Below are 11639 nucleotides of genomic sequence, written 5' to 3'. Positions count from 1 at the left end.
GCCTGCGGGTCGACGCCGACCGGTTCCGGGAGGCCGCGCGGACGCCGGCACCGGACGCGCGCGGAGGAACCGGCGGATCGGGTGCTGCGCACGTTCCTGCGCGACGGGGTGGTGGTGCGGCTGCCGGCGCAGCGCGGCCGGCGACGGGTGCTGCTGGCCCACCTCGTGGCCGTGTTCGAGACGGGCGTGCGCTACCCGGAACGGGCGGTCGACGAGATCCTGCGGCGCTGGTGCGACGGCGGCGGCTCGGATCACGTGACCCTGCGTCGTCATCTGGTGGACGAGCAGTTGCTCGCCCGTGAGCAGGGGATCTACTGGCGCATCGGGCCGTGACCGTCCGGGCGCAAACCATCTGGTGCCGGACGGTGTTGTTAGCCTCGGGGCATGACCTCGCGCTCGCCCGGTGGCTCACCCGACCTGATGTTCCTGCTCTCCTGGGCGAGTCACGCGCTGATGGCGGAGCACGCCGCCGGCCTGGCCCGGCTGGGCATCTCCCCGCGCGCGCACTGCGTGCTGCTCAAGGCGCGGCCCGGGGGGCTCACCCAGCGGCAGATCGGCGAGCTGTGCGGGATCGACAAGACCACCATGGTGGTGACCCTGGACCAGTTGGAGGGCGCGGGCCTGGCCCGACGCCTGCCCTCGCCGAGCGACCGGCGGGCGCGGCTGGTCGAGGTCACCCCGGAGGGGGAGAAGGTCCTCGACGAGGCGCAGGAGATCGCCGGCCGGATCCAGCAGGACGTGCTGGCCACCCTGCCCGAGGCCGACCGCGCCGTGTTCCTGCGCTCGATCAGCGCCCTGGTCGGCGGCCGGCTCGCCGGCGGCGGGGCCTGCGGCGTCCGCCCCGCCTGCTAGTCCCGAGCAGGATAGTTCCGAGCAAAACTATCTGGTACGGTCGCACCTGTCTGGTTCCCTGACCGAGGAGCACGCATGACCGCGACCGCGCATCCCACCGCCACGACCCCGTCCCTGCGCCGCCGCGCCCTGGGCGTGGCCGTCACCGTCCTGACCTGCGTCGTGCTCTGGACCGTGGGCGCGCTCGCCGGGGTCGACTACACCGTCGAGAATCCCGGGCAGCCGGCGTTCGTCGTCAACCTCGCGCCGGTCATCCTCTTCTCCCTCGGCTCGGCGCTGGTGGGCTGGGCCGGACTGGTCCTGCTGGAGCGCTTCGCCGGCCGACGGGCCACCGTCGTCTGGATCGCGCTCGCGGTGCTGATCGCCCTGCTCTCCCTCGTCCCCGTCGTCGCCACCGAGGCCACCACCGGCGCCAAGGTGATGCTGGGGACGATGCACCTGGCGGTCGCCGCGGTGCTGATCGCCTTCCTGCCACGGCGCGCCCACTGACGATCGACGGCTGACGGCGGCCGTCCCCGCTCCCGGGGACGCGCCGTCGCGCGCCCGGCCGGTCCCGTCGTCGGCGGAATTGCGTTGACCTGGGCGCGAGGATCGACGGGTGTGCACCACTGACCCGAGCACCTGGACGCTGATGCCGGCCCGGCCCGCCGACCCCGACGCGGCGGACCTGCTGTGGGGGTACTTCGAGGAGATCGTCCGCCGCTACCACCGTCGGCCCCTCCGGCCCGGCGAGGTCGAGGCGGCGATGGTCGAGTCACCCAGCGATGACCTCGTCCCGCCGACCGGGCTGCTGCTGGTGGCGTACCGCGACGGCCGACCCGCCGGCTGTGCCGGGCTGCGGCTGCGGCCCGACTGGGCGGAACTGACCCGGGTCTTCGTCCACCCCGCACACCGGGGCCACGGCGGCGGCGCCGCGCTGCTGGCCGGCGCCGAGCGGTACGCCCGGACGCTCGGGGCCGACCGGATCCGGCTGGACACCCGCGCCGACCTCGTCGAGGCCCGCGCCCTGTACGCCCGGCACGGCTACCTCGAGATCCCCGCCTACAACGACGACGTGTACGCCGAGCACTGGTTCGAGAAGGTCCTCTGCGGAGTTGACGCCGGGCGCGCGGCGCGCTAAATAGAGAAGTGGAAGTTGAGTCGTACGGACTCAACTACGACACCTTCGGCCAGGAGAACCGAGGAGGCACGACCATGCTGATGCGTACCGACCCGTTCCGTGAGATCGACCGGCTCGCCGAGCAGCTGTTCGGCACCACCAGCCGCCCCGCCGTCATGCACCTGGACGCCTACCGCGACGGCGACCACTTCTACGCCGCGTTCGACCTGCCCGGCGTCGACCCCGACAGCATCGACTGCACCGTCGAGCGCAACGTGCTGACCGTCCGCGCCGAGCGCGCCGCCCCACCGGCGACAACGTCGAGCTGGTCGCCGCCGAACGTCCGATGGGCACCTTCACCCGGCAGCTGTTCCTCGGCGACACCCTCGACGCCGACCGCCTCGAGGCCGGGTACGACAACGGCGTGCTGACGCTGCGCATCCCGATCGCGGAGCGCGCCAAGCCGCGCCGGGTCACCGTCACCGCCGGCAGCAGCGGCAACGGGCACAAGCAGCTCACCTCGTGACGGTGGAACCGCCGGTGGACTGCTCCGCCGGCGCCGGATAGATGGCGGCCATCGCGTGGGCGCTGGCCGCCATCAGCTCCCGCAGCTCCGCCGGGGCGAGCACCTCGACCTGCGCGCCCAGCTTCAGCAGCTCGGTGTGCCCGTGCCGCACCGACTCGATCGGCACCGTCGTGTGCAGCCAGCCCTGCGCGTCCGGCGCGCCCGCCGCCGCCTGGGCCGCCCGGCTCATCGCCGGCGGGAAGACGTACGCCATGAACTCCAGCGCCGCGGCCGTGACCCGCACCCGCGCCTCGTCGCGGTAGACGCCGCGCTCGTACCGGTCGGTCCACTCGCGCCAGAACGCGACCAGGTCGAAGTCGGCGGGCCGGTCGAACCGCTCGTCGCGCACGGTCAGCGCCAGGACGGCCGCGACCCGGTAGGTGCGGACCTGCTCTCCGGCCCGGGCCACCAGGTACCAGCGGCCGGCCTTGAGCACCACGCCCAGCGGCGCCAGCACCCGGCTCACCTTGCGGGGGCGCTTCCACCGCTGGTAACGGAGATCGACCAGGCGCTGCTCCCAGATCGCCTCGGCCAGCGCGGTCAGGTGCGGGGTGGGTTCCGGGTCCCGGAACCAGCCGGGCGCGTCCAGGTGGAACCGCTGCCGGATCCGGTCACCCTGCTCCGCCAGGTTCGGCGGCAGGGCGGCGCGCAGCTTCAACTCGGCCGCGGTGAGGACCGCGCCCAGGCCCAGCTCCGCGGCCGGCCCGGGGACCCCGGCCAGGAACAGTGCCGCCGCCTCGTCGGAGGTCATCCCGGTCAGCCGGGTGCGGTAGCCGCCGAGCAGCCGGTAGCCGCCGGCCGGGCCCCGGTCGGCGTACACCGGGACGCCGGAGGCGCCGAGCGCCTCGACGTCGCGGTAGACGGTACGCACCGAGACCTCCAGCGCCTCGGCGAGTTCCTGGGCGGTCATCCGCCCCCGGGCCTGCAGGAGCAGCAGCAGGGAAACCAGCCGGCTGGCGCGCACCCGACGACGGTAGCGCGCGCCACGGATCCGCTCGGGCGCGCCTCATGGTCATTGGCCGCCGAGGCTGAGAGCCTTTTTCACATGCTGCGTTCTGACGCCCCGGTCCTGCCCCGCGCCTCGGCCCGGCCCGCCCTGCCGAGCGGGCCGGTCGACTTCACCGAGGCGTGGCTGCGCAACCGGCGGCTGTCCGAGCACACCCGCACCGCGTACCGGCGCGACATCGGCGGCTGGCTGGCCTGGTGCGCCGCCCGTGAACTGGACCCGCTGCACGCCAACTTCCTCGACGTCAACGCCTACGGCCGCGACCTGGAGGCCACCCTGGGCGCGCGGACCGGCCGGCCGCTGACCCCAGCGACCGTGGCTCGCAAGCTCTCCGCGCTCTCCAGCTGGTACGAGTTCCTGGTCAAGCTGCGGGCGGTGGAGGCGAACCCGGTCTCCGGCGCCGACCGGCCGCGCGTCGACCGGGACCACTCGGCCACCGTCGGGCTCACCCCCGAGGAGGTGGACGCGTTGCTGGCCGCCGCCGACACCGACACCGGCCCGACCGCCGCCCGCAACCGGGCCGCCATCGCCCTGCTCGCCGACCTCGGCCTGCGGGTGGGCGAGCTGGTCTCGCTGAACCTCGACGACCTGGGCGCCGAGCGGGGGCACCGCAGCGTGCGGTTCGTCGGTAAGGGCGGCAAGCCACGCCGTCGGGCACTGACCCCCGGCACCGCGTACGCCGTGGACGCGTACCTGGCCGACCGGGCGGCCGCGCAGGGGGTGGGCGTGGAGCAGCTCACCGGCCCGCTGCTGGCCACCGCCACCGGTGGTCGACTCGACCGGCACTCGGTGTTCCGGCTGGTCCGCCGGTTGGCCATGGCGGCCGGCATTCCGGCGGCCGCGAAGCTGTCGCCGCACTCGCTGCGGCACGCCTTCGCCACCACCGCTCGCGCCGAGGGCGTGCCGCTGGAGGACGTGCAGGACGCCATGGGCCACGCCGACCCGCGCACCACCCGCCGCTACGACCGGGACCGGCACAACCTCGACCGGGACCCGGCGTACGCGATCTGGGCGGCGCGGGCCCGCCGCCGCGGCTGACCGGTCGTCCGCGCCGAGCGCGTGTCGGTCCCCGCTCATACGGTGCGGGGATGCGACACGGACTGGAGATCTGCTGCGGCGGGCCGGGCCTGACCGCAGCCCTGCTGGTCGAGCTCGGCGAGCTGGCCGAACGCTCCGGCTGGGACGGGGTGTTCCTGGAGGACTACCTGATCCACCACGCCGGCGACGACCCGCCCACCTACGATCCGTGGCTGCTGCTGGCGGCGATCGCCGGGCGGACCGGGCGGATCCGGTTGGGCACCGCTGTCACCGGGCTGCCCCGGCGGCGGCCGGCGAAGCTGGCCCGCGAAGTCCTCACCCTCGACCACCTCTCCGGCGGCCGGGCCGGTGTGGCGGTCGGCGTCGGCGACCCGGCCGACCGGGGGTGGGCGGCGTTCGGCGAGCCCACCGATCTGCGCCTGCGGGCCGCGATGCTCGACGAGGGCCTGGAGGTGCTGGTCGACCTGCTCGGCGGGGAGCGGGTCACGCACGTGGGGCGGCACTACCGAGCCGACGGGGTGACGCTGCGGCCGCCGCCGGTGCAGTCACCGCGGGTGCCGGTGTGGGTCGGCGGCAGCACCCAGGCCAAGGCGGTGCTGCGCCGGGCGGCCCGGGCGGACGGGATCGTGCCCTACAAGCTCACCGACACCGACGGCTGGTCCGACTTCACTCCCGACGAGGTGCGCGACCTGGTTGCCGCGCTGCCGGCGACCCGGGCCGACGGCGCGCCCTTCGACGTGGCGATCGGTGGCCGTCGCCGCCGGGCCGACGAACGGGCCGAGCGCGCCTACCTGGCCGAGCTGGCCAGCGCCGGCGCCACCTGGTGGCTGGAGTACGTCCCGGCCGGTGATCCCGAGCGGATGCGGGCGGCGGTCGCCCGTGGCCCACTGCGCTGAGCACGCGACGGGAGAGGACGTCCCGGCCGGGCCCCCGACCCGGCGGGACGGTGCGTCAGCCCTGCGGGCGGGGGCAGATGCAGAACGGCTGGCCCACCGGGTCGAGCAGCACCACCCAGCGCCCGTCGCCGGGCTGGAACTCGGGCTTCGTCGCGCCCGCCGCCACGAACTCCTTCTCCGCGACGGTCAGGTCGTCGACGTACAGGTCGAGGTGGTAGCGCTTGGCGGCGGTCTCGTCGGGCCAGCGCGGCGGCTGGTAGCCGTCACCCGGCCGAACCCGATCGAGACGCCGTCGGGCCTGCTGATCATGGCGTAGTCGGCTTCGCTGTGGGTGATCTCCCACCCGAGGACGCGATGGTAGAAGTCGGCGTGCGCGGCCGGGTCGGAACTGTCCAGGTTGACCATGGCGAGGTCGGCGGTGACTGTCATGACCGGCAGCCTGCCGCAGGTACCTGACATCTTCTGGCAGGTTCAGTCGGCGGGACGGCGGCGGCGCTGGTTGGCGTGCTTGCGGACGGCGAAGTCGTACGCGTCGGCGAGCAGTTCCGAGACCAGGTCCCGGGTCGCCGGGCCGGGGTCGACCACGCACACCCAGTGCTGCCGGGCGTAGACCGGGTGCGGCAGCAGCGTGTCGGCGCGGGTATGGTCCACGCCGGCCGGCGGCGTCGGGAACAACGACAGGTACCGCGCCCGGGTCAGCCCGATGTTGAGCCGCCACGCCCCCGGCCGGTCCAACGCCGAGGCGGTGTCGTAGTGGTCGCCGGTCACGATCGTGGCGAACGGCAGCCACCGGTCGGCGGGCAGGTCACCGAGCGGGTCGTAGACCAGGAACGTGTCGCCACCGCCGTCGACGGCGGTGACCCCCTCGAACGAGTCGCAGATGTGTCGCTTCATGTCGTCGGCGTCCATGGCTTCAATTTTTTCATTGAAGCTCCCTGTGAAACTTGAGCCGGGGTTTGCGCGCGAATCCCGGCTCAACCCTCAACTGCGGTGGTAACCCGTACGCCGTCCGGCCGGGCCGAGGTGGCGCGCCAGCCAGGAACGCAGCGGCATGCCGTGGCGAATGGGACAGGGGCGATGTTCCTGCGCGGACCGGACGCTGCGCATACGGTCGCAGGTGATGGGCGGTGAGCAGGCGTGGACCCGACCGGTCCGGCGGCACCGGCCGGTGCGCACCGGTCTGCTGCTGGGCGGCCTGACGATGGCGCTGTGCCTGATCGGCGTGGCCGGGCTGGGCGCCTGGAACGCGCAGGTGGTGCTGCAGGCCGGCGGCCCGGTGCGGGAGACCGCCGACGGGTTCTTCCGGGAGCTGTCCGCCGGCGAGGTCGACCGGGCGTACGACCGGCTCTGCGACCAGGCCCGCGGCCGGTGGAGCGAGGTCGGCTTCGCCGGCTGGGTGAAGACCCCGCCGGTGGTCAGCGGCTACGAGATCCTGGACGTGTCGGTGCGCACCAAGGCGGGCCGCCCGATCGGTGAGGTGACCGTCCGCGTCACCCGCGAGGGTGGGGCCGCCGAGGAGCGCCGGCTGCCGGTGGTGAAGGAGGACGGCGAGTGGCGGGTCTGCGGGGACCCGTTCTAGGAGCGCGGGCCCAGGTCGCCCGAGCGATAGTGCCGCCGGCACAGCACCTGGTAGCGCACCTCGGCGCTGTCCGCGGTGTCGCCGATGACGACCTGCGCGCCCTCGCGGACCACCCGCCCGTCGACCACCCGGGCGTTGAGCAGGCCCTCCCGGCCGCACCAGCAGAGCACCTCGATCTGGATCCGGGCCACCTCGTCGGCCAGCTCGAACAGCCGCTGCGCGGCGGGAAAGAGGCAGGACCGGAAGTCGGTGGCCAGTCCGAAGGCGTACACGTCGACGTCGTAGCCGTCGACCAGCTCGGCCATCTGCTCGACGTGCTCGACGTTGTAGAAGGACGCCTCGTCGCAGATCAGGTAGTCGACTCGGACCCCCTCGGCCCAGGTGTCGCGGACCAGCGTGCGCAGGTCGAGCGAGTCGGTGACCTCGACGGCGGAGTGGGCCAGGCCGATGCGGCTGGTGACCTGCGGGCCCAGCGACCGGTCGATGCGGGTGGTGACCAGCCCGCGGCGGCCCTGCCGGGCGTGGTTGTAGTTCATCTGCAACGCCATGGTGGACTTGCCGCAGTCCATCGGCCCCCAGAAGAACTTCAGCGCGGCGGCGTGCAACGGCCGCCCGTCGACGCCCCGGGCGGCGGCGCAGCCGGTGCGGCTGTCGTCCGGGCCGGGGAGCGGGCGGGCCAGGCAGGTCGGGGCGGCAGCGGCGTCGTCGGTCACGTCGGGGCAGCCTAGTCCATCGAGCTGCCCCGATCCGGCCGGTCAGAGCACCTTGGGTGGGGTGTTGCCGGCCGCGAGGATGGCCCGGCGGATCGGCACGCGGCCAGCAGCGCGAAGCCCAGCACGAAGAAGATCAGCAGTGAGACCAGGCCCACCCGGTAGGAGGCGGTGAGCTGGAACACCAGCCCGAAGGCGAGCGGCCCGAGCCAGCTGGTGCCCTTGTCGCTGATCTCGTAGAAGCCGTAGTACTCGCCCTCCTTGCCGGTGGGAATGAGCTGGCTGAACAGTGACCGGCTCAGCGCCTGGCTGCCGCCGAGGACCAGACCGATCGCCCCGCCGAGCGCCATGAACGGCAGCGGCGCCTCGGCGGGCAGCCGGAACGCGGCGATGATCACGCCGATCCAGAGCACCAGGGAGAGCAGCACCGTCTTCCACGCGCCGATGCGCCGGGCCAGCGCGCCCAGGGCGAGCGCCCCGCCGAAGGCGAGGAACTGGACCAGCAGGATCGTCACGATCAGGGTGTCCTGCTCCAGCCCCAGCTCCTCGGTGCCGTACTGGCTGGCGAGGGTGATCACGGTCTGGATGCCGTCGTTGTAGACCAGGAAGGCGAGCAGGAAGAAGAGCGTCAGCGGGTACGCCTTGACCTCGCGCAGGGTCCGGCCGAGCTGGCGGAAGCCGTCGGTGAGCACGTTGCCGCCACCGGCCAGCGCCGCGGCGGTGGGGCGTTCGCGCAGCCAGCGCAGCGGCACCAGGGTGAACACCGCCCACCACACGCCGGCCGACACGATGGACCAGCGGGCCAGGTCCAGGGTGCGCTGGGGGTTGCCCTCCTCGCCGAGCGACCTCACCGCGAGCAGGTTCAGCGCCAGCAGCACGCCGCCGCCGAGGTAGCCGATGGCCCAGCCCCGGCTGGAGATGGCGTCGCGTTCGTCCGGGCCGCCGAGCTGCGGCAGGAACGAGTTGTAGACGACCACGGCCGCCCCGAAGGCGATGTTGGCGACGAGGAACAGCGCGCCGCCGAGCAGGTACCGCTCGCCGGTGACGAAGGCCATCGCGATGGTGGCCCCCGCGCCGGTGAACGCCGCGCCGGCGAGCAGCCGCTTCTTGTGCGTCGACCGGTCGGCGATCGCCCCGACCACCGGCAGCACGAAGACGGTGAGGAACACCGACAGCGAGATCAGGTACGGGTAGTAGGAGCCGGCGGCGACCCGGATGCCCAGCGGGTGCACGTACCCCTCGCAGCTGTCCGCGCCGAGTTTGCAGCCGGCCGCCAGTTCGGTGACGGTGGTGAGGAACGGGCCGAGGAAGACCGTGATGACGGTGGTCTGGAACGCCGAGTTGGCCCAGTCGTAGAGGTACCAGCCGCGACGTTCCCGGCGGGTGCTCGCCGGCGGTGGGTCCTGCACCGCGGGGGTGACGGTCTCGGCCATGGGGTTCCTCGGTGTTCAGGCGGCCCAGTGGCCGCGGCTGCGGTAGACGTCGCGCAGCACGCCGACGTGATCGGTCATGATGCCATCCACCCCAAGATCAAGTAAGTCGTGCATCTCGGCAGGTTCGTCGATCGTCCAGACGTGCACCTGCAACCCCAACCGGTGGCAGTAGGCGAGGAACCGCCGGTCCACCACCGGCACCCGCCCGTAGCGCGGCGGCACCTGCGCGGCCACCACCGACGGCGCAGCCGCAGCCGCCACCCGTGCAGCGACGCCAGCCGCAGCCGGGCCACCCCGCGCATGCCGAGGCTGGTCGCGATCCGACCCTCGGTCAGGGCCCGCAGCCGGATCAACCGGGCGTCGCTGAACGACGCCAGCAGCACCCGACCGGCCGCGCCCGCCCGGGTCACCGTCTCGACCGTCGGCGCAACCGCGCCGTCGGCCTTCACGTCGACGTTGAACCGCACCCGCGGCCACGCGGCCAGGACCTCGTCGAGCCGGGGTACGACCGCCGCCCCGGCGACGCGTACCGACGCCAGGTCGGCCCAGCGCAGGTCGGCGATGCGTCCCCGCTCCCCGGTGACCCGCTCCAGGGTGGCGTCGTGGAAGACCACGGCCACCCCGTCGGCGGTGCCGTGCACGTCGGTCTCGACGTACCGGTAGCCGAGGCCGACGGCCCGGGCGAACGCCTCGACGGTGTTCTCGTCGCCCTCGGCGGCCCCGCCGCGGTGGGCGAAGGCCAGCGGCGCGGGCGCGTCGAGGTAGCCGGATCGGGTCAGCACGCAGCGCAGTATGCCTCGCCCCGGTGGCCCGCAGGTGACCGGCCGGCGAGCACCCGGGTCGCCGGTGCCGGCCACCCGGTACGGTGCCCTGCGACGTCGCGGCGCACCCGCCGCGACCGGCGTGAGGCGGGGGAGACGCGTGCGGCCCAGCATCCTGTTCGTCACCGACCTGGCCTACCCGGCGCAGGGCCGCCGCTACGGCGACGAGGACGTCTTCCTGACCTCCCGGCTGCGCGAGGACTTCGACCTGGCGCTGTGCCATCCCCGCGACGCGGCCGCCCTGATGGACCGCTTCGACGCGGTCGTGGTCCGCAACAGCGGCCCGGTCCTGGCCTACCGGGAGGCGTACCAGGCGTTCCGCGCGGCCGCGCTGGCCGGGGGCGTGCGGGTGTACAACCCGCTGACCGGCCGGGGCGACATGGCGGGCAAGCGGTACCTGGTGGAGCTGACCGCCGCCGGCGAGCCGGTGATCCCGACCGTCGACCGGCTCGCGACGTCGACCGGCTGCGCCGACCGACGAGTACGTGGTCAAGCCGGTCGCCGGCGCGGACTCCGTCGGCCTGCGGTTCGTCGCGCGCGACCGGCTCGCCGAGGCGGTCGACGGACAGTCACTGATCCAGCCGCGGGTGCCCTTCCGGTACGAGGTGTCCTTCTACTTCGTCGACGACGCCTTCCAGTACGCCCTGCACGCCCCCGACCCGCGGCGGCGCTGGGCGCTGGCGCCGTACGCGCCCACCGGGGCGGACCTGGACTTCGCCCGCCGCTTCGTGCGCTGGAACACCCTGGCCCACGGCGTGCAGCGGGTGGACGCCTGCCGCACGTCGACGGGGCGCTGCTGCTGGTGGAGCTGGAGGACCTCAACCCGTACCTGTCGCTGGACCTGGTCGCCGCCGAGGTGCGGGAGGGGTTCGTGGCGGCGCTGGGCACCTCGCTGCGCCGCTTCCTGGCCGCCGGCTAGGGCGGGTCAGCGCAGCCAGCCGGAGGTCAGGTCGGTGACCGCCGTCCCGGCGAGGTCGGCCAGTTTCACCCGGACGAACTCCCGCGCCGTCGTGGAGGTCTGCGTGCGCGGCGACGGGGTCGGCCCGGTGACGGCCGCGACGACGACGGTGGCGGCGTCGGCCGGGGACTGCGCCGCCGCGAAGGCCCCGGCGCTGCGGTCGAGGTACGCGCGCAGCGCCGGCCCGTACACCCCGGCCCGCTCGATCGCCCGGTCCCGGTCGACGCCGACGTTGGCGACGAACTCGCTGGCCACCGCGCCCGGCTCGATCACGGCGACGGTCACCCCGACGCCCGCCGCGACCGGCGCGAGGGACTCCATGAACCCCTCCACGGCGAACTTCGCCGCGCAGTACGCCTCGTTGAACGGCTGACCGACCACTCCACCGACGCTGGTGACGGTGACCAGCCGGCCCCGACAGGCCCGCAGGTGCGGCAGCGCGGCCCGGCTGACGTGCAGCACCCCGAAGAAGTTGACCTCCATGACGGCCCGTACGTCGTCGACGGTCTCCTGTTCCAGGGTGCCGACGTGCCCGGCGCCGGCGTTGTTGACCACCGCGTCGAGCCGCCCGTACGCGGCCACGGTCTCCGCCACGGCGGCGGCGGCCGCGTCGGGGTCGGTGACGTCGAGCCGGCGTACGTCGATCAGGTCGGCGACCCCGGCGGCGTCGGCGGCCTCGCGC

The 11639-nt window shown here is 73.9% G+C and carries 12 protein-coding genes and 4 pseudogenes; 9 read left to right on the top strand and 7 right to left on the bottom strand.

Annotated features, from left to right (window positions below; translation table 11 throughout):
- The 5 genes and pseudogenes from JNW89_RS14885 to JNW89_RS14865 all read left to right on the top strand — a co-directional run.
- A partial coding sequence (locus JNW89_RS14885) for a DUF2087 domain-containing protein (RefSeq protein WP_238449388.1) occupies positions 1–333 on the top strand: 333 nt, incomplete at its 5' end.
- A 51-nt stretch (positions 334–384) separates the two neighbouring features.
- Positions 385–852, top strand: a complete 468-nt coding sequence (locus tag JNW89_RS14880; RefSeq protein ID WP_154936930.1) for a MarR family winged helix-turn-helix transcriptional regulator — start codon at positions 385–387, stop codon at positions 850–852.
- 75 nt (positions 853–927) lie between these two features.
- Positions 928–1341 (top strand): DUF6069 family protein, encoded by a 414-nt coding sequence (locus JNW89_RS14875; protein ID WP_238449387.1) that lies wholly within the window; start codon positions 928–930, stop codon positions 1339–1341.
- Between the two features lie 109 nt (positions 1342–1450).
- Positions 1451–1972, top strand: a complete 522-nt coding sequence (locus tag JNW89_RS14870) for a GNAT family N-acetyltransferase (protein WP_238449386.1) — start codon at positions 1451–1453, stop codon at positions 1970–1972.
- 74 nt (positions 1973–2046) lie between these two features.
- Positions 2047–2477: pseudogene (locus JNW89_RS14865) on the top strand (Hsp20/alpha crystallin family protein).
- On the opposite strand, the gene JNW89_RS14860 reads toward JNW89_RS14865, so the two are convergent.
- On the bottom strand, positions 2467–3480 hold the full coding sequence (locus JNW89_RS14860; protein WP_238449385.1) for a YafY family protein: 1014 nt from the start codon (positions 3478–3480) through the stop codon (positions 2467–2469). The pseudogene JNW89_RS14865 and the gene JNW89_RS14860 sit on opposite strands and share 11 nt — an antisense overlap.
- An 81-nt stretch (positions 3481–3561) precedes the next feature.
- On the opposite strand from JNW89_RS14860, the gene JNW89_RS14855 reads away from it, so the two are divergent.
- Together JNW89_RS14855 and JNW89_RS14850 are read left to right on the top strand one after the other, a co-directional pair.
- On the top strand, positions 3562–4560 hold the full coding sequence (locus tag JNW89_RS14855) for a tyrosine-type recombinase/integrase (protein WP_238449384.1): 999 nt from the start codon (positions 3562–3564) through the stop codon (positions 4558–4560).
- A gap of 50 nt (positions 4561–4610) precedes the next feature.
- Entirely contained in the window at positions 4611–5456 is an 846-nt protein-coding gene (locus tag JNW89_RS14850; protein WP_238449383.1) for an LLM class flavin-dependent oxidoreductase, read from the top strand.
- A gap of 55 nt (positions 5457–5511) precedes the next feature.
- Here the strand turns inward: JNW89_RS14850 and JNW89_RS14845 are convergent.
- Together JNW89_RS14845 and JNW89_RS14840 are read right to left on the bottom strand one after the other, a co-directional pair.
- Positions 5512–5861: pseudogene (locus JNW89_RS14845) on the bottom strand (VOC family protein).
- 66 nt (positions 5862–5927) lie between these two features.
- Positions 5928–6365 (bottom strand): DUF6194 family protein, encoded by a 438-nt coding sequence (locus JNW89_RS14840; protein ID WP_238449381.1) that lies wholly within the window; start codon positions 6363–6365, stop codon positions 5928–5930.
- A 211-nt stretch (positions 6366–6576) separates the two neighbouring features.
- On the opposite strand from JNW89_RS14840, the gene JNW89_RS14835 reads away from it, so the two are divergent.
- Positions 6577–7035, top strand: coding sequence for a hypothetical protein (locus tag JNW89_RS14835; protein ID WP_238449380.1), 459 nt, complete (start codon positions 6577–6579; stop codon positions 7033–7035).
- On the opposite strand, the gene JNW89_RS14830 is transcribed toward JNW89_RS14835, so the two are convergent.
- From JNW89_RS14830 to JNW89_RS14820, 3 genes and pseudogenes are all read right to left on the bottom strand, one after another.
- A complete protein-coding gene (locus JNW89_RS14830; protein WP_375155096.1) occupies positions 7032–7748 on the bottom strand; it encodes a thymidine kinase in 717 nt (238 codons plus the stop codon). The two genes, JNW89_RS14835 and JNW89_RS14830, sit on opposite strands and share 4 nt — an antisense overlap.
- Before the next feature lie 42 nt (positions 7749–7790).
- Positions 7791–9178: pseudogene (locus JNW89_RS14825) on the bottom strand (MFS transporter).
- Positions 9179–9193: 15 nt separating this feature from the next.
- A pseudogene (locus JNW89_RS14820) lies at positions 9194–9960 on the bottom strand (glycerophosphodiester phosphodiesterase).
- Between the two features lie 139 nt (positions 9961–10099).
- Between JNW89_RS14820 and JNW89_RS14815 the strand changes: the two are divergent.
- On the top strand, positions 10100–10918 hold the full coding sequence (locus tag JNW89_RS14815; protein WP_238449379.1) for a hypothetical protein: 819 nt from the start codon (positions 10100–10102) through the stop codon (positions 10916–10918).
- 6 nt (positions 10919–10924) lie between these two features.
- On the opposite strand, the gene JNW89_RS14810 is transcribed toward JNW89_RS14815, so the two are convergent.
- On the bottom strand, positions 10925–11639 hold a 715-nt coding region (locus JNW89_RS14810), incomplete at its 5' end, for an SDR family NAD(P)-dependent oxidoreductase (RefSeq protein WP_238449378.1).

This window comes from Micromonospora sp. 4G55, from assembly GCF_016803375.1.
Note: the sequence above shows the minus strand (reverse complement) of the source record. Positions and strands in the feature narration are given on the sequence as shown.